The following is a 17,125-nucleotide window of genomic DNA, read 5'->3' on the forward strand; positions in this document are numbered from 1 at the left end:
CTTCACAGCGGCGCTGAACGCACCCCTTACCGAATCGAAACCATTAAAAGGAAGTCACCATGTCTATTCGCGAATTGCTCAACCCAGCCAACTCCACCCTGATCCTGATCGACCACCAGCCGCAGATGGCCTTTGGCGTGCAGTCGATCGATCGCCAGACCCTGAAGAACAACACGGTGGCGCTGGCCAAGGCCGCCAAGATCTTCAACGTACCGACCATCCTGACCTCGGTTGAGACCAAGAGCTTCAGCGGCTACATCTGGCCGGAACTGCTGGACGTGTTCCCGGACCAGCAGCCGATCGAGCGCACCTCGATGAACTCCTGGGAAGACAAGGCGCTGGTGGCCGCGGTGAAGGCCACCGGGCGCAAGAAGCTGATCATGGCGGCCCTGTGGACCGAGGTGTGCCTGAACTTCCCGGCCCTGGAAGCCCTGGCCGAAGGCTACGAGGTGTACATCGTCACCGACGCCTCCGGCGGCACCAGCAAAGAAGCGCATGACATGTCGGTGCAGCGGATGATTCAGGCCGGCGCGGTACCGGTCACCTGGCAGCAAGTGCTGTTGGAATACCAGCGTGACTGGGCTCACAAGGAAACCTACGACGCGGTGATGGGCCTGGTACAGGAGCACAGCGGCGCTTACGGCATGGGCGTGGATTACGCCTACACCATGGTTCACGGCGCGCCGCAGCGTCAGGTCAAGTAAGGTCCAACGCAAAAAAAACGGCACAACTCGGGTTGTGCCGTTTTTTGTTGTTACATCACTGCCTTTTCCGCCGGGGGCAGGTGACTGGCCCCCAGCACCGCCGGCAACATCCCCGCCCGCAAGTCACCGCCGCTGGGCTGCTGGTACAGGCTCAAACCAAATTCCGGCAGCACCGCCAGCAGGTAATCGAAGATATCGCCCTGGATCCGCTCGTAGTCGGCCCACGCGGTGGTGCGGGTGAAGCAGTAGATCTCCAGCGGAATGCCCTGGGCGGTGGTCTGCATCTGTCGCACCATGCAGGTCATGTTCGGCTGGATCTCCGGATGGCTTTTCAGATAGGCCAAGGCATACGCGCGGAAGGTGCCGATATTGGTCATGCGTCGGCGGTTGGCGGACATCGCCGCGACATTGCCCTGGGCTTCGTTCCAGGCCTTGAGCTCGGCCTTTTTGCGGCTCATGTAGTCGGTCAGCAGGTGTACCTGGGTGAGCTTCAGCTCTTCGTCGTCGCGGATGAAACGCACGCCGCTGGCGTCGATATACAGGCTGCGCTTGATCCGCCGGCCACCGGAGGCCTGCATGCCGCGCCAGTTCTTGAACGACTCGGACATCAGGCGCCAGGTGGGAATCGAGACGATGGTCTTGTCGAAGGTTCGCACCCGTTTATTGAACAGAAAATGGACAGGCGGAAACCTTGTAAATCAGTGCATTACGGTTTTCAGTCTTGTCCATTTTTTTTTCCGCCAAATGGACAGTCTCTCCTGATGCTCCGCGCACCAGATGCCTGCAGTAGGATATGGCCATAGCTTTTTCCTCGCAGTTGCATCAGACCAAGCATCTCCTTTGCACCCAAAGCGGCGTATTAAAGGCGCCACTAAGTATTGATCCGTGAGTCAGAACTCGCGCATCGAATCTCAAGCCAGCACGTCGGAATCTCTTAGTGCTAGCCGCACCCGTCCATACCACCTATTCAACAAGCAACGTTTAGACAATATTTCAGAAACACTCCGTGAAAAGGTCAAGTTTTGACCTTAGTCTGCTAGCCCCACCTTATTGATGGGGATTTATCAGCCGTCCTCAGCCTTCCAGTTCCTGCCGCCACAATCGACGCACCGTCGTCTCTGGAATCCCCAGCTGCCTGGAAGCCTCGGCCTGACTGATGCCAGCTGCTTTCAACTCTTGTACAGCCACCCATCTCTTCCTAGCCTCCGACACGTTCAATCGCGTTGCTGTCTGCGGCCCTGTAGGCAATGGTGCATCGGCCAGACCCAATGCCTCTATCTCGGCTAGAGAGGCAAGGAGTGTCTTCCGTGGCGAGCTTTTATCGTAGGAAGCCATCGTCAGAGCGAGAAGCGTTGTGGGGCTCACCCCAAGTGCTGCTGCCAATGCATAACTTGTGTCTACCGACACAGAGCTCTTCGCTAGCTCAACCTTGCTGACGGTTCTCTGATCCACACACACCGACATACCGGCTTGGGAAAGCCCTTTCCGTATACGCAGCAATTGGAGCACTGCCGCGAAGGAATAGCGGAGCGACATGACAGATCCCCAAAAACCGTAAGTTATGCCGTGTTTGCCTGCCGCCAAACAAACGTCTATAGTCGTGTATGTGGCGTTTTAGCTGCAAATCTAGTAATTTGAGGATATTGCCGAGTGGGTATGCATTGATGGAACGCACTTTGGACGGCGGCCTGCTGGGCGATCCCGGTGTCAGCCTGATGGGTTCTGAATTGGGTCTCGAAGCCGTGATGGCTGCTGCTAGAAAACGCTACAAATGGATGCCTCTATGCGCCGTCCAGGAGTGGATCATCCTAGATGCCATCGTCACCGACGACGAGCGAGCCAAAGTAGTCGCCGCAGGCTGCCAACCAATCTTCATGTTTGCCCACAAAGTCGTGGACGATGAGCAGCGCCGTTTCGAGCCGGGACATTGGGTGCGCTCAAGTATGGGTACGACCTTTGAAGAGGGCTTCCTGTTCGCCACACGCAACTCCGTCTACGTCTTGCTCGGGCCAGGCCATCGTAAGTCTGCTTCTATCGACGCGATATTTTCTCTTTTCTGATTACCCACCGGTTCTGCTGGGCAACTGACGTGCTCCAGCAGTTTGAGGCGACACATGTTCAGAACCTTAGACAACGACCTGATAGGCGTCCCAGGAATGTTCGGGGAGGGCGTGTCCCATTGGCGTGGAGTCTCAAGGCTGCTCCGAACGCCTTGGTATCACTTAACCCTTAGCGTCGAAAACGAGGGTCGGATCAGCGAGTGCGCGGTGATGATTGACGACACCCACCTGCTTCAAAAAATGTTGGTAAGCCAAGGTGTGGATTTAGCTATCACCGAGATTATGGCTGTGACGCCATCTTGGATGAATAAGTCCGGAGGCTGGCAGATGGAACGGTTAACCAGAGTAACCGTAGGTGAGGACAGGTCTGGTTCTGAGGTTTGCTTGCTGGAAGTGGCTAAAGGGGCGGTGTATCACACCTCACACCAGCGAGATTTCAAGATTGAAGCGCTGGCCAACCTGAGGCCCGTCTTTCTCTCAAGCATGATTCGATCTGCCTGAAATTTACCAAGAATTCCGCACGATACCAGCACCTCTGGTTGCGTGGGAGATTCGTGATAACGCCATATGGACTGCCCATTGGAGCGCATATATGCTCGACACCATTGATGTCAATTTTCACGGAAAGCGCCATACAGATTTTGATCTAAAACGAATTATAAAAGCTCAGGAGCAAGGCTTTGATGTGCCAGTGACCGCCTATCTATGCGGTGTTTCCATCAGGTCTCGCGCAGGCATCGGTGTTGTTTTTGGCCACAAGAGAAAAGACCAGTATGGGCGGTTTGGAGATGGTCATTTGATTCGGACTTCTGACGTTCTGAAAGTTGAGCGTGAGGGGCGGTTTTGGGTAATGACCACCGAGAATAGCCGTTATGTCCTAGCGACTTTTCAGCGCCAAAATGGCCGCGCCAGCTTGCGTGATTTTTTGCGTACCACTAAGGGGCAGTACCATCCGACCCCTCGGATCTTGCAGTGATATTTCATCGGGAGGGAGGGAATGTCTCGGCCTACTGTTGTGACTTTGGGATCAAGGTGGATTCATGCTCCTGAAGAAAGGCGAGGTCTTCTCCATTGCTTCCGGTATCTTTGACGCCTACAGCCGGGAAGGGCCGTTTGTAGCGACCCAAGATTTCGACCTTGGCGCATTCGTTGCCGAGACCGTATCTGCTGTTACGGAAACTTGGGAAATCACCGAATTGCTTTGGGAGCTTCCTCGGTTGCTTTTTGAGCAAGGTCTCCTTGTCGAGCTACCTTGTCGACGAATTCACTTGGGGTCATTGGGTGACGTTGAGCTGACGGAGGAGAAGAAGGACTTTTGATTGGGCGTTTTTCATAAGCCTTGATCGCTACAAATGGGCGTTGAGTCGCTTGCCGAGGGTTTCTTGCGTGCCCCTTTTTGGGGACGGCTGTCGTATACCAAGCCCCTGCGTGGCTTGGCCCTAGCGGGCTTCCATCCTCACGTCTTCGGCTGAAGGCCTGCGCGCTCCGCTTGCCTATGCTACCGAGTGTTGCAGGCTCGTTATGTTCAGTTCTTTCTCTAGATCTCAGTCATCCGCAAATGCCTCAAGCGCGGCAAGCAGCCTGGCTAGCTCAGTAAGGTTTGCAGTGACGATGTCATATTCTCCTCGACTGCTCAGCCGATACACATCGCGCGCTTTTTTAACGCGTTCGAGAAGAGGGACGACGATGCCGGATGCCCGCTCTAGGAAGTCGTTGATGTCCGCCCGTGTCTGGGGAATTTTGTAGCCCTTCGCCGCACTTGTGATGATGACGTCCGCATCGCGGAGTTTGGCAATGCCACTGGAGCGGATTCTCTGGCCGTTTACCTCTCCCAGTCCGCTATCTTTTAGATGGGCCATGATCTCCGTAGTCAGCACGTAATCCTTGGTGACGAATTCGCTCTGGAATCTCAAGAACCTCAAGATGCTTAGCTGCAGTCGCTCATCTTCATCGGGGTGCTTACCAACGCGCTCGCTAAAACGGTCGGCCTGGCGGAGAGCTTCTTGGTGTACCTGGTAGTCTGCATACCCAGATTCATCCGTCGGCGGCGGCAGAAGATACTGGTACTTGGATGGCCACTCAAGCATTCCAAGAGTCAGGCTGCGGAGGATTTTCTTGTAGGCAAGAACTGCTTCTTCCGAAGCTTTCTCTTCGTAGATCTGAGCGACTGAGCCAGCGAAGAAATCTGCAACCTGAACCAAAACGTTGTCCTTACTGGCCATCGTCTGGAATGCATCCTTATCGCCAAATAGGTCGTCCACGAATCGTTCTGCAACGTAGCTTTTGAGGCTCTCCTGAAATTCCTGGCCACCATGTTCGTCTACGACCATCTGGAGGTCAGGGTATGCGCGGAACAAACGTTCATAGAGCAACCCGTTCACGTATTTTATGAACGAGGTCTTGATACGGAGGCCGCCGTCTTTGTGAATTCGAGACTTATCAACGACGGTGAAATAGAGCTTGAATGGCAGCTCAGCTAGCTCGTTGAGGATTCGGGCACGGCGATTTGAATCTTTGGGCTTCAGATTGCTAGATTTGATCTCGCCTGTTTGAAAATGACGCATGCGGAGTGCTTCAGCTTGGGCATAAGCAGCTTCCAGATCTTTCTCTGCTACCAGAATGGAGCACACGATGAAGAATCCCGAGCTTCCTCCCTTTGACGTATCAAGGTCGGAATTCCCGGACTCATCCACGAATGCATACGTTCTGTCCATGAGCTTGCTCCATCAACAACGTACTGAGTGCGGCGGGTCGCCCAATGGCAAGGTGGCGAACTTAGTTCGTCGCAGTGGTACTGCCTGGAGCGGGGCCTTCGCTGAACGTGTAGTTGATGACCACGTCATTTCGGATCAAGACGTCGAGAGTTTTCTGGGTGCCCGTAGTCGTCACCTTCATGGTGACCACGTAGCTTTGGGCATGGGCTGAGCCATTGGTGTAGGTGTAGATCCACTTTTCGTCAGTCTCGCTGACAGCACTCTTGGCATAGGGCTCACCAAACAGGGACTCCAACTCAGTAGTCGTCGTTTTGCCTTTGGTGATGCTCGCTACACTGGCCGACGGAAAGTCTCGGCCTGCGGTGTAGTGCGAAGTAGCACAACCGCCAAGTGCGGCACACATCCCCATGACTGCGATGAGCTTTTTCATATCCATCCTTGATCGTAGAAAGCTCCAAATCTAGCTGGCATCGAGGCTAAAAGCCATCACCAAGGTGATCAGCTACTTTCGTGCATTCGCAGATAATGCTTTGCACATGTAGCACGCCGAGCCAGGGCAAAGCCCCTTGAACTGCTCCGTCTGAGAAATAAGAGGTGGCGCAGAGCCTCGTTGATTTACTGCATAGCCCTGCTGCTTAAAAAAGCCTGAAGCAGTTGTTGTCAGCAAATGAAATCGAGCGATTCCCTGGTTCGCAGCTATTGCTTCAATGACTCGAAGCACTTCAGCCCCAACCCCTTTCGATCTGTACGCCGGCTCCACGACCAGGGAGCGCAGCAATCCATCTGCCCCATGCGTTTCAAACCCTCCCCATCCAACAGTCTCACCACCCCGTGTGAATTCGAAAAAGGCTCGGTTCGGAAGATCAATATCGTCTGATGGAAGATCAGCAGATTCCAGAGCGTCGAGAAAGCGCCGCCATTGCCCTCCGGCTAATTCCTTTGCCTGGATCATCATCTCCTCCTCCATCCTTTTATCTCCTTTGTGCTGCTTTGCATGAACTGCTACGGATCAAGCTAAGCGGCAATCATCATATTCGCTTTACCGAATATCTGCAAAATCGTATATTCGTTTTTCCATATGCATCGAGTCAGTCATGACCCCTGCTATCAAAGTGCTTTTCGTGTGCGTTTCCAACTCAGCCCGCTCCCAGCTTGCAGAGGCCTTGCTGCGTCACACCGACCCGCACTTCGAGGCCTTCAGCGCAGGGTCTGAACCGTCTGAGGTTGATCTGCGCACGACTCAAGCATTGGAGGCGGTTGGAGTCGATGCAACGGGCCTGCGCAGCAAGTCCATCAGCGAATTTCAAGCTGATCGATTCGATTACGTAATTACTCTTTGTGATAAATCCGCAAGCGAGTGCCTACCAATGCCCAATGAAGGTGAAGTCATTGCCTGGGATTTTCCTGACCCAGTAACTAGCGATGATCCTGGCGCATTTCGCCACACGCTCCACGACATCCACGAGCGCATCAAGCTCTTCGTTTTGGTCAAGACCAAACACCTGGAGGATCTGTGACAGAACCCATGAACCCCACCACCTTATTCAAGTGCCTGGCGGATGACACCCGAGCAAAAATTTCGCTGCTTGTCGTGAGTGAAGGTGAGCTGTGTGTTTGCGAGCTAACGGCAGCACTCGACCTGAGTCAGCCGAAGATTTCTCGTCATTTGGCGCTGCTGCGCTCTGCCGGTTTGCTGTTGGATCGTCGCCAAGGCCAATGGGTGTACTACCGGCTGAATCCTGATTTGCCCACGTGGGTGACTGCAGTTTTGAAGGAAGTGGTAGACGCCAATCAGCAATGGCTGGAAACCGAGGCTAAGCGCCTCTGCGGCATGAACGACCGTCCGATCAACCAAGCCGTGTGTAGCTGATTCACGCCCAACCGGATTAATGAAATGCTGATTGCCGTATTGATCTTTATCGCCACCATCGTCCTTGTCATCTGGCAGCCCAAGGGACTTGGGGTTGGCTGGAGTGCGATGTTCGGTGCCATCGTGGCGTTGCTGGCAGGTGTCGTTACCCTTGCCGACATACCAGAGGTTTGGCGCATAGTCTGGAACGCTACCGGAACGTTCATCGCGGTCATTATTATTAGTCTGTTGCTTGATGAGGCAGGCTTTTTCAAATGGGCTGCGCTGCATGTGGCCCGATGGGGAGGCGGGAGCACCCGTAAGCTGTTCGCATTTATCGTCCTGCTGGGCGCAGCGGTGTCGGCCCTGTTCGCCAATGACGGAGCAGCATTGATCCTCACACCCATTGTGATCGCGATGTTGCTGGCGCTGCGTTTTTCTCCTGCTGCTACGTTGGCATTCGTTATGGCAGCCGGTTTTATCGCCGATACGGCGAGCTTACCGCTGGTGGTTTCCAACTTGGTCAACATCGTTTCTGCCGACTACTTCGATATCGGCTTCAACGAATATGCTTCGATCATGGTGCCGGTAAACATCGTCAGCGTGGCGGCGACATTAGCCATGCTGCTGTGGTTTTTCCGCAAAGATTTACCAAAGACCTATGACCTCAACCAACTGGACAATCCGGACGAGGCAATCCACGACCGGGCCACTTTTTTAGCCGGCTGGTGGGTGTTGGCACTACTCCTGATCGGCTTCTTTGTCATTGAGCCATTGGGGGTGCCAATCAGCGCCATTGCAGCGGTCTGTGCATTCATTCTTTACGTCATCGCGGCTCGTGGTCACGCCATCAACACAAGCAAGGTGCTCAAAGAGGCGCCATGGCAGGTGGTGATTTTTTCTTTGGGTATGTATCTGGTTGTTTATGGCCTGAAGAACGCCGGCCTGACCGACCACATCGCGCAGATCCTGAACGTGTTCGCCGGTTATGGCGTTTGGGGCGCGTCCCTAGGTACAGGGCTGCTAACAGCGTTGCTGTCTTCGATCATGAACAACATGCCCACCGTTTTGGTAGGCGCCTTATCCATTCATGCCGCCGAAGTCGATGGTGTAGTCCAGCAAGCGATGATTTACGCCAACATCATCGGCTGCGACTTGGGCCCGAAGATCACCCCAATTGGGAGCTTGGCAACTCTGTTGTGGCTGCACGTGCTCGCCCGGAAAAACATAACGATCAGCTGGGGTTACTACTTCAAGACCGGGATCGTACTGACCGTGCCCATCCTCGTCGCCACATTGTCCGCCCTGGCACTGCGCCTCAGTTTCTGAATCAAGGAATCGCCTGATGAAAGTCTTGTTCATGTGCACCCACAACAGCTGCCGCAGCATTCTGTCCGAGGCGCTGTTCAACCACTTGGCGCCTGAGGGTGTAGAAGCGGTCAGCTCAGGAAGCTTTCCCAGTGGCCGGGTGAATCAACGGGCATTGCAAACGCTGGAGGTGGCGGGTATCTCCACTGCGGGCTTGAGCAGCAAGGCTTCGGATGCTTTTGAAGGCTCGCCTCCAGACATCGTGATCACTGTCTGTGACCGGGCAGCGGGTGAGGCATGCCCAATCTTCTTTGGGCCAGCTTTGAAGGCGCATTGGGGTCTGGCCGACCCGTCTGACGCTAGCGGGTCGGAAGCCGAGATCACCGCAGCGTTTGAAACCACACTGGCCAAAATTCACGAGCGCGTGAGCGCATTTCTTGCGCTGCCACTGAAGACCATCAGCGCTGAACAGTTGAAAGCTGAACTGAACCGCATCGGTTCGCTTTAAAGATCAACCGAGGCGGCACCCAACCAGGCGCCGCCGTAGGAGTTTATATGCAAGACACATTGCCGAACGTATACGCCGACCTGATCGACATTCCGTCGCTGGAGCAACTGTCGCCTCGCACGCCTTCGCTCCATAAACCTCGCATTCTTCTGCTGTATGGATCAACGCGAGAGCGCTCATTTAGCCGATTAGTCACGCAAGAGGCTGCACGCCTGCTGAATGAGTTTGGTGCTGAAACCAAGATCTTTGACCCATCGGGTCTGCCGCTTCCGGATGACGCTCCCGATACACATCCCAAGGTCGCTGAGCTGCGCGAGCTGATGCAATGGTCTGAGGGACAGGTGTGGTGCTCCCCTGAGCGTCACGGCTCCATGAGTGCAGTATTCAAAGCCCAAATTGACTGGGTTCCGCTGGCGATTGGCGCTGTACGACCTACGCAAGGCAAAACCCTTGCTGTCATGCAGGTCTGCGGCGGCTCGCAATCTTTCAACGTGGTCAATCAGCTGCGCGTACTGGGTCGATGGATGCGGATGTTCACCATCCCAAACCAATCTTCGGTGGCAAAGGCGTTCACCGAGTTCGACGAGGCAGGTCGTATGAAACCGTCCTCGTATTACGACCGACTGGTGGACGTGATGGAGGAGTTGATGAAGTTCACGCTGCTGTTGCGGGATCGCCAGGATTATTTAGTTGATCGGTACTCCGAGCGTAAAGAGTCAGCCGAAGAGCTGTCCAAACGCGTCAACCAGCGCTCCATCTAACGTCAGCACGAGGAAGCGATATGAGCCAGATCACGATCTACCACAACCCCGAATGCGGCACCTCTCGCAACACCTTGGAGTTGATCCGCAACAGCGGAGAAGAGCCGGTTGTTATCGAGTACCTACAGACCCCACCTGACCGCACCACGCTTGTCAGGTTGATCATGGATATGGGTATCGAGGTGCGAGCCCTGCTTCGTATCAAAGGCACTCCCTACGAGGAGTTGGGACTCGGCGATACGTCACTTACTGATGATAAGCTCATCGATGCCATGATGGCTCATCCCATCCTGATCAATCGCCCCATCGTCGTGACGCCCTTGGGTACACGCTTGTGTCGTCCGTCAGAGGCAGTCCTCGACCTTCTGCCGCACGAGCAGCGCGGCAGCTTCGTCAAAGAAGACGGACAAGTCGTCATTGATGAGCACGGTCGCAGAGTCTGATACGACGACGGTGAGGTGCCGCGATTGAGCCTGGAGGATGCTAGTGGGTCAGAATTCGAAACTTGATGTAGTGGTCATTGGCGGTGGTCAATCCGCGCTGACAGTCGCTTATTTTTTGAAGCGGTCAGGCTTGTCTTACGTGCTGCTCGATGCGGAGTCGGCACCAGGAGGAGCCTGGCGGCATGGCTGGGACTCGCTGCGACTCTTCTCTCCATCGGCATGGAGCTCGATTGCAGGCTGGCCGATGCCTGCCGTATCAGAAGAAACACCTCACCGTGATGATGTTATCGACTATCTGACTCTGTACGAGCGTCGATATGACTTCCCCATCATCCGATCCACCAGGGTGACCCGTGTCGAGAAAATCGAAGAAGGATTACGGGTTGTCTCCGGGGATAGAAACTGGGATGCCAAAGCGGTTATCAGTGCAACAGGCACCTGGAGCCGCCCATTTACTCCGAGCTATCCCGGACAGGAGTTGTTCGTAGGGCAGCAGCTTCATTCCGCTCATTACGTTGGGCCGGATGAGTTTGAGGGGAAAACCGTCCTTGTCGTGGGTGGTGGCAACTCGGGAGCACAGATTTACGCCGAGGTTTCCAAAGTGGCTCAGGCAACCTGGGTAACTCAAGAAGTCCCAAAGTTTCTACCTGATGAGGTTGATGGGCGCGTCCTGTTCGAACGAGCTACTGCTCGATTGAAGGCGCAGCAGGAGGGCCTGGAACCTCAGCAGCCGCCAGGAGGGCTCGGAGACATCGTGATGGTTCCGTCGGTCAGGGACGCTCGCGAACGCGGCGTGCTGAGTGCCGTACGACCATTCAAGCGCTTCACTTCAACAGGCGTTGTGTGGTCGTCAGGAGACGAAACAGCGGTGGATGTCGTCGTCTGGTGCACGGGGTTTTCTCCAGCACTCGACCATCTGAACAGCCTAGGGATTGTAGGCCAGGATGGAAAAGTGGCCGTGGACGAAAACCGGAGTGTTGCCTCACCCAATCTGTGGCTGGTGGGTTATGGCGATTGGACAGGACTAGCCTCTGCGACATTGATCGGAGTAACCCGCACCGCTCGGGATGTAGTCAAGCAAGTGCAAAGCTATCTCACAGATGCAGCACGATAGCTCACGCCTAAAATTCGAGTGGACTACTGCGATGCGGCTTTAAGCTCGGGAAAAATAATTGGCTCCAGTGGCGGAGTCGCCTGGCACAGGCCGAGCCGCCAGTAGCCTACGTCGTGCCATTCCCCAAGCTTGAAGCCTACCTCCGGATATGTGCCGATGTGCATGAATCCGAGCGACTCGTGCAGACCCACACTGCCTTCATTGGGCTGAGCAATTCCGGCGTATGCTGCTCGAAATCTCTGCTTTTCAAGAATCGGAAGCAGGGTCTCATAGAGTTCACGGCCAACACCCTGACGGCGAGCTGACTCTGCTATGTACACCGTCACGTCAACTGCCCATCGGTAGGCCGGGCGTGCGCGGTGTTGGCTTGCATAGGCATAGCCCTTGATCTCCCCATCTTCTTCGGCCACAAGGTAGGGATATGTCTGAAGTGTCGTGGCTATCCGCTGAGCTATTTCCTCAGCGCTTGGCGGAGTCTCTTCAAATGAGATCGCCGTTCTTGAGACGATGGGAGCGTAAATGCCCTGGATAGCTACAGCGTCTGCTACCGCCGCCGTACGGATTATCAAGGCCATGCAGGTCATCCCCGTTTCAATTTAGTGTTCTTTTGCCGAGAGAAACTTGAGTCCAACAATTCCGGCCAAAATCAGAAAAAAACAGAAGATTCGCATTGCGCTGCGATCCTCGGCCAGCACCAAAATCCCATACACAGCCGTACCTAACGCTCCGATCCCAACCCATACTGCGTAGGCTGTACCGACCGGAATAGTGCGGGTAGCCAATGACAGGAGATACATGCTCAGGCAAATGAACACTGCACAAAAGATGCTCGGCCAGAGCCGGGTAAAGCCATCGGTGCGGGGCATAGCAGCTGCGTAAAAAATCTCACAACCGCCGGCTAGTAACAAAAAAATCCAACCCACAAATACCATCCTTAATGAAAAATTATGCCCTCGGCTCATGATGAAAAGTTACCGACAAACCCGATGATTGTGCCCAAGCTTGGCCCCCCGTTGCACACGGCAGTAGCAGCTCCGCTCAATGCTGTCGTCCAATTTAGTCCGATCATAGCGAGTCCTAGGAAACCAGCCAATCGAGTCGGCTGGTAGCAATCGACGATAACTCAGCTGTATACTTATTGCTCAGCCTTACCTTTGAGCTACAGGAACACCAGCATGACTGTACTCCAAACGATCTACTGGCAGCCTACGCCGCCTTAGCGCTACGCCCCCTCGCAACGCCTCGCTCCGCTGGCTTCGCTCGCGGCTGCGTATTCTGTGTGCCCGGTTTTTACACCCAAAGCACTCTCGAACAACCTTCACAATTGAATCGTATCGACATGCTCGCCATTCGCCCGGCCCGCATGTGGTGCATTGCCTTGGATATTTATATGCTGCAAACACTCAAAGAAACTTGGTTTTCCAACATCCGTGGAGACGTGCTCGCGGGGATAGTGGTCGCGCTTGCGCTGATCCCGGAAGCCATCGCCTTTTCCATCATCGCAGGCGTCGACCCTAAGGTCGGTCTCTACGCCTCCTTCTGTATCTGTGCTGTCATCGCGTTCGTCGGCGGTCGACCTGGCATGATCTCGGCAGCTACCGGGGCGATGGCACTCCTGATGGTCACATTGGTAAAAGATCACGGACTTCAGTATCTGCTGGCCGCGACCCTTCTATGTGGCGTACTTCAAATCCTTGCCGGCTACCTGAAGCTTGGCTCGTTGATGCGGTTCGTTTCACGGTCGGTAGTCACCGGTTTCGTAAACGCATTGGCGATCCTGATTTTCATGGCTCAATTACCTGAGCTCACCAACGTCACCTGGCATGTTTATGCCATGACCTTAGCAGGCCTAGGAATCATCTACTTGTTCCCGTATGTGCCTAAGATCGGCAAGCTGATTCCGTCGCCACTGGTGTGCATTCTGACCCTCACTGCTATCGCGATTTACCTGGGCCTGGATATCCGCACTGTGGGCGACATGGGCCAATTGCCTGACACGCTGCCAATCTTCTTGTGGCCAGAAGTCCCGCTGAACTTTGAAACCCTGCGCATCATATTCCCGTACTCGGCTGCCTTGGCCGTAGTGGGTCTACTCGAGTCAATGATGACCGCCACCATCGTCGACGATCTAACCGATACCACCAGCAACAAAAACCGCGAGTGCAAAGGTCAGGGTGTGGCCAACATCGCCGCAGGCATGCTCGGCGGAATGGCGGGTTGCGCGATGATCGGCCAGTCGATCATCAACGTGAAATCTGGTGGCCGCACCCGGCTGTCTACACTGTGCGCCGGCATCTTTTTACTATTGATGGTGGTGTTCCTAGGCGAATGGCTCTCCAAGATACCAATGGCAGCACTCGTCGCCGTGATGATCATGGTCTCCATCGGCACCTTCAGCTGGGATTCGCTGCGTAACTTAAAAGAGCACCCGCTGTCGACCAATCTCGTCATGGTCGCGACCGTCGTGGTGGTCGTGGCAACGCATAACCTAGCTTACGGGGTATTGGTTGGCGTGCTTCTGGCTGCACTGTTCTTTGCAAACAAGGTCGGACACTACCTGGATATCAAGAGCGCGCTTAAAGAGGCGGAGTCACATCGGACTTACCACGTCGTGGGCCAGGTGTTCTTTAGCTCTGCGGACAAGTTCACTGAAGTCTTTGACTTCAAGGAAGCACTCAACAAGGTCACCATCGATCTTACACAGGCGCATTTCTGGGATATCACCGCTGTCGCAGCGCTGGATAAAGTGGTGATCAAGTTCCGTCGCGAGGGCGCCGAGGTTGAAGTGCTGGGCCTGAATGAGGCCAGCGCGACAATCGTTGACCGCTTTGGCGTTCATGACAAACCTGGCGCTATCGACAAGCTCATGAGCCACTAAGGAGAAAGACAATGACCCACGTTATGGCATGCATTGATAACTCACAATCCTCATTAGCAGTCTGCGACTACGCAGCATGGGCGTCGCAACAACTCAATGCCCCTCTGACCTTGCTCCATGTATTGGATAAAGAAAAATACCCGGCATCCGCTGACCTCAGCGGCAATATCGGTCTCGGGAGTAGAGAGCATCTACTGGAGGAACTGGCCACGCTGGACGCCCAACGTGCCAAGCTCGCTTTGGAGCAAGGGCAACATATGCTTGAAAAGGCTCGCGAGCGGACTGTCATCTCCGGCGCTATCGCGCCTGACATGAAGCAGCGACACGGTCACCTTGTCGAAAGCCTGAGCGACCTTCAGGACGATATACGACTGCTGGTTATCGGGAGAGTGGGTGAAGACAGCAAACACAACGCTCACAGTCTTGGAAGCCAGATTGAAGCTGTTGTCCGAACAATCCATCGGCCCATCCTAATTACAACCAGCCAGTTTAAAAAAACCGAAAAGGTTATGCTCGCATTTGACGGCAGCCCCACCGCCCATAAAACCGTGCAAATGCTTGCTGCAAGCCCACTGTGCGAAGGCCTGACGATTCATATCGTTATGGTCGGAGCAGACTCTCAAGACAACCAGAGCGAGCTTGAGAATGCACGAAGTGCACTTGCCTCGTCCGGCCTGATGGTTCAAGCCGAGATTCGACCAGGCGAGGTAGAGACAGTTCTGCATGCTTATCAAGCCGAGCACGCCATTGACCTCCTTGTCATGGGGGCGTATGGGCATTCACGCATCCGGCAGTTTCTGGTAGGCAGCACAACTACAACAATGTTGCGAACGGCAACTATACCGGTGCTATTGCTTCGCTAAGATCGATCCTGGGTCGTGGAGTTTCTTACAAATGAGAAATTCCATGATCAGCATGTGAAGCCCGCACTAGCGCGCAGAATTAGATCCTGTTATCTAAAATATTAGATTTTGTTAATATTGATAATCTGCGCGCTCTAAAAATAACGCTTTAGTGGAAAGCAAACTGGCAATCAAAATAAATGCGAGGCAACCCAGCGCTTGAAGCCTAAGAGTAATACCCTGATCGATAAGTACACCCATGATTACAGGTGAAGCACCACTAGCGACTACGCTCCAAGCTCCAACCAAAGATCTGATTCGGCCTAGCTGCCCTTGACCATACAATTGCATCCACAAAGCTGTAGATAATGTTGACGCGACTGCTGAAGAGACTCCCGTCAATACTAGGTATAGAGGAGCTATCCATACAGAACTAGACAAGTACAACATCACCATCGCTATACCTTGCGGCGCCATGAAAAAGGGCAGAATTCGCACTGGGCCATAACGATCCAATATTGGGCCAGAAACTATCAAAGATAAGGCTTGAGTAAGTGCATAAACAACAAACCACCCTGCAACCCAAGCGATACTCCAGTTCATCTCTTCGGACAGCCGAGCCTGATGAAAGAAGAACCCAGTCGTAATAAAAGGTGAGGCCAAAATAATTGGCAATGTCAGTAGAATTCGTGGATCTCGCCATAACCTAAGATTGATGGGGGGGGCAGTGGTTCTATTGCTTTCTTTTTTTTGTATGGAAATAGTGGTAGGAATTAGTCTTAAGGCAAAAGCCATTATCGCTGCGACGACCACGGCGTTCACGATCCATGCCCAGCGCCACCCGATTGCATCAATCATTCCTACCGCTGCCAATGGCATTAGCGCTTGAGCTAGTGCTAACCCCAAAGCAATCAGACCAAGTGCTTTTCCTGCATCAATTGGAAATTTCCTAGCTGTTGCAGTCATAGCGGTATGAACCATTAACCCTTGACCGCTCAATCGCAATAAATAAAAGCCAATTCCTAGAGTTATAATCCCCACACTGGCAGCAGTAACTAACGATGCCAATACAAGGCCAATGGCGACGAAAAGGGTATAGCGAAATAGTGACGTTCGGTCTATTAGGCGCCCGACCCAGGGTAGGGTTAACGCGCTTAAAAGTGTGGCCACTGCGTATATAGCACCAAGCTCTCCATCGGAAAGCGAAAAAAAATCTCTAAAACTGCCGCTATAAATCGCGACAAAATAAGTTTGCCCAAAGCTAGAGGTGGCCATGAGAATGGCACCAAATAAAAGACCATTCCAATTTAATCTGACAAATTTTAAATATTTATACATCATATATCTCGCATTCTATTTCTCGCAAGGCCTTGCATCATAAAATCACCTGAGCACAAATAGTATCTTTACACTCCGCCCGCCCATGAATAATTATCACAAAGCGACGAAGGCTAAAGCTAGTACCGCATCTATCGCGTAAATGAATTTTCAAAACCGCCAAGGTAAAATAAACAGTGCATTCAACCTAAAACCTCGCAGCAGTTGAAAACCGAAACGGAAGCGGCCAACTCAACTCAGACCACGACAGGAGCGAAATGTTAGAGAAAAAGCAAAGTACGCTGCACAACTATAATTATAATGAGTTTCGAGGTGGAGTTGAAGGGGATAGAGCAATTCATAGAATGAATAATAGATCTCTATCATCGGCCATGAGGAGAGACTCTGCCTTCCGGGCAATGCGTAGAAATCCTGCCAACTAGAAAATAATAAAAGCTTTTAAATCAATAGGTTATATCAATATTTCATTTCGGGGGCTCCCCTGCAACCACCTTTTAAATTGTCACCATTACCTTTGTGGCGTATAGTCACAGCTGTCAGAAAAATCAAACTACCTGCAAAAGAATGGCAGACACCAATGTATATCTTTACTAAAAGCTCTCTAGC

Annotated in this window: 21 protein-coding genes and 2 pseudogenes; 14 read left to right on the plus strand and 9 right to left on the minus strand. The window is 53.4% G+C overall.

The features are described from left to right. The first annotated feature begins 59 nt into the window (after positions 1-59). Positions 60-704 (plus strand): hydrolase, encoded by a 645-nt coding sequence (locus tag A462_RS06580; protein WP_008437999.1) that lies wholly within the window; start codon positions 60-62, stop codon positions 702-704. Between the two features lie 50 nt (positions 705-754). On the opposite strand, the pseudogene A462_RS06575 reads toward A462_RS06580, so the two are convergent. Together A462_RS06575 and A462_RS06570 are read right to left on the minus strand one after the other, a co-directional pair. Next, positions 755-1,360: pseudogene (locus tag A462_RS06575) on the minus strand (mechanosensitive ion channel family protein); the annotation flags it as partial. Between the two features lie 418 nt (positions 1,361-1,778). Further along, on the minus strand, positions 1,779-2,240 hold the full coding sequence (locus A462_RS06570; protein WP_008438002.1) for a helix-turn-helix domain-containing protein: 462 nt from the start codon (positions 2,238-2,240) through the stop codon (positions 1,779-1,781). Between the two features lie 128 nt (positions 2,241-2,368). Between A462_RS06570 and A462_RS06565 the strand changes: the two genes are divergently transcribed. From A462_RS06565 to A462_RS06550, 4 genes are all read left to right on the plus strand, one after another. Further along, complete coding sequence (locus tag A462_RS06565) at positions 2,369-2,764, plus strand: DUF6957 family protein (RefSeq protein ID WP_032899701.1); 396 nt, start codon at positions 2,369-2,371, stop codon at positions 2,762-2,764. A 210-nt stretch (positions 2,765-2,974) separates the two neighbouring features. Continuing rightward, a complete protein-coding gene (locus A462_RS06560; protein ID WP_238544261.1) occupies positions 2,975-3,265 on the plus strand; it encodes a hypothetical protein in 291 nt (96 codons plus the stop codon). Between the two features lie 91 nt (positions 3,266-3,356). Continuing rightward, entirely contained in the window at positions 3,357-3,740 is a 384-nt protein-coding gene (locus A462_RS06555; RefSeq protein ID WP_008438008.1) for a hypothetical protein, read from the plus strand. Positions 3,741-3,804: 64 nt separating this feature from the next. Next, on the plus strand, positions 3,805-4,083 hold the full coding sequence (locus A462_RS06550; RefSeq protein WP_008438009.1) for a hypothetical protein: 279 nt from the start codon (positions 3,805-3,807) through the stop codon (positions 4,081-4,083). A 225-nt stretch (positions 4,084-4,308) separates the two neighbouring features. On the opposite strand, the gene A462_RS06545 is transcribed toward A462_RS06550, so the two are convergent. From A462_RS06545 to arsN2, 3 genes are all read right to left on the minus strand, one after another. Next, positions 4,309-5,478, minus strand: coding sequence for a DUF3800 domain-containing protein (locus A462_RS06545; RefSeq protein ID WP_008438011.1), 1,170 nt, complete (start codon positions 5,476-5,478; stop codon positions 4,309-4,311). A gap of 61 nt (positions 5,479-5,539) precedes the next feature. Further along, entirely contained in the window at positions 5,540-5,908 is a 369-nt protein-coding gene (locus A462_RS06540) for a hypothetical protein (RefSeq protein WP_008438012.1), read from the minus strand. A 72-nt stretch (positions 5,909-5,980) separates the two neighbouring features. Beyond that, a complete protein-coding gene (arsN2, locus tag A462_RS06535) occupies positions 5,981-6,445 on the minus strand; it encodes an arsenic resistance N-acetyltransferase ArsN2 (protein WP_008438014.1) in 465 nt (154 codons plus the stop codon). A 127-nt stretch (positions 6,446-6,572) separates the two neighbouring features. Between arsN2 and A462_RS06530 the strand changes: the two genes are divergently transcribed. From A462_RS06530 to A462_RS06500, 7 genes are read left to right on the plus strand one after another with little or no spacing between them, the layout of a single operon-like run. Continuing rightward, the gene (locus A462_RS06530) at positions 6,573-6,995 is read left to right on the plus strand and encodes an arsenate reductase ArsC (protein ID WP_008438017.1); all 423 of its coding nucleotides are present in this window, start codon (positions 6,573-6,575) and stop codon (positions 6,993-6,995) included. A gap of 8 nt (positions 6,996-7,003) precedes the next feature. After that, positions 7,004-7,348, plus strand: a complete 345-nt coding sequence (locus A462_RS06525; protein ID WP_007247283.1) for a metalloregulator ArsR/SmtB family transcription factor — start codon at positions 7,004-7,006, stop codon at positions 7,346-7,348. 24 nt (positions 7,349-7,372) lie between these two features. Beyond that, positions 7,373-8,656: an arsenic transporter gene (locus A462_RS06520; RefSeq protein ID WP_008438018.1), complete on the plus strand. Its 1,284-nt coding sequence runs from the start codon at positions 7,373-7,375 to the stop codon at positions 8,654-8,656. Between the two features lie 16 nt (positions 8,657-8,672). Further along, complete coding sequence (locus tag A462_RS06515; protein ID WP_008438019.1) at positions 8,673-9,143, plus strand: arsenate reductase ArsC; 471 nt, start codon at positions 8,673-8,675, stop codon at positions 9,141-9,143. A 47-nt stretch (positions 9,144-9,190) separates the two neighbouring features. Further along, positions 9,191-9,904, plus strand: a complete 714-nt coding sequence (gene arsH, locus A462_RS06510) for an arsenical resistance protein ArsH (protein WP_008438020.1) — start codon at positions 9,191-9,193, stop codon at positions 9,902-9,904. A gap of 20 nt (positions 9,905-9,924) precedes the next feature. Then, entirely contained in the window at positions 9,925-10,347 is a 423-nt protein-coding gene (gene arsC, locus A462_RS06505; RefSeq protein WP_008438021.1) for an arsenate reductase (glutaredoxin), read from the plus strand. A 37-nt stretch (positions 10,348-10,384) separates the two neighbouring features. Next, positions 10,385-11,461 (plus strand): ArsO family NAD(P)H-dependent flavin-containing monooxygenase, encoded by a 1,077-nt coding sequence (locus tag A462_RS06500; protein ID WP_032899704.1) that lies wholly within the window; start codon positions 10,385-10,387, stop codon positions 11,459-11,461. Positions 11,462-11,484: 23 nt separating this feature from the next. On the opposite strand, the gene A462_RS06495 is transcribed toward A462_RS06500, so the two are convergent. The 3 genes and pseudogenes from A462_RS06495 to A462_RS35310 all read right to left on the minus strand — a co-directional run. Beyond that, positions 11,485-12,036: an arsinothricin resistance N-acetyltransferase ArsN1 family B gene (locus tag A462_RS06495; RefSeq protein WP_032899736.1), complete on the minus strand. Its 552-nt coding sequence runs from the start codon at positions 12,034-12,036 to the stop codon at positions 11,485-11,487. A gap of 21 nt (positions 12,037-12,057) precedes the next feature. Beyond that, complete coding sequence (locus tag A462_RS06490) at positions 12,058-12,384, minus strand: DMT family transporter (protein ID WP_008438024.1); 327 nt, start codon at positions 12,382-12,384, stop codon at positions 12,058-12,060. A gap of 38 nt (positions 12,385-12,422) precedes the next feature. After that, positions 12,423-12,542 (minus strand): annotated as a pseudogene (locus A462_RS35310) (hypothetical protein); the annotation flags it as partial. A gap of 309 nt (positions 12,543-12,851) precedes the next feature. On the opposite strand from A462_RS35310, the gene A462_RS06485 reads away from it, so the two are divergent. Both A462_RS06485 and A462_RS06480 read left to right on the plus strand, forming a co-directional pair. After that, positions 12,852-14,339 (plus strand): SulP family inorganic anion transporter, encoded by a 1,488-nt coding sequence (locus A462_RS06485; RefSeq protein WP_008438025.1) that lies wholly within the window; start codon positions 12,852-12,854, stop codon positions 14,337-14,339. A gap of 11 nt (positions 14,340-14,350) precedes the next feature. Further along, a complete protein-coding gene (locus tag A462_RS06480) occupies positions 14,351-15,202 on the plus strand; it encodes a universal stress protein (protein WP_008438026.1) in 852 nt (283 codons plus the stop codon). A 111-nt stretch (positions 15,203-15,313) separates the two neighbouring features. Here the strand turns inward: A462_RS06480 and A462_RS33770 are convergent, their stop codons facing one another. Further along, the gene (locus A462_RS33770; protein WP_238544262.1) at positions 15,314-16,522 is read right to left on the minus strand and encodes an MFS transporter; all 1,209 of its coding nucleotides are present in this window, start codon (positions 16,520-16,522) and stop codon (positions 15,314-15,316) included. Positions 16,523-17,125: the final 603 nt, after the last annotated feature.

The organism is Pseudomonas sp. Ag1 (assembly GCF_000278565.1).
GTDB lineage: Bacteria > Pseudomonadota > Gammaproteobacteria > Pseudomonadales > Pseudomonadaceae > Aquipseudomonas.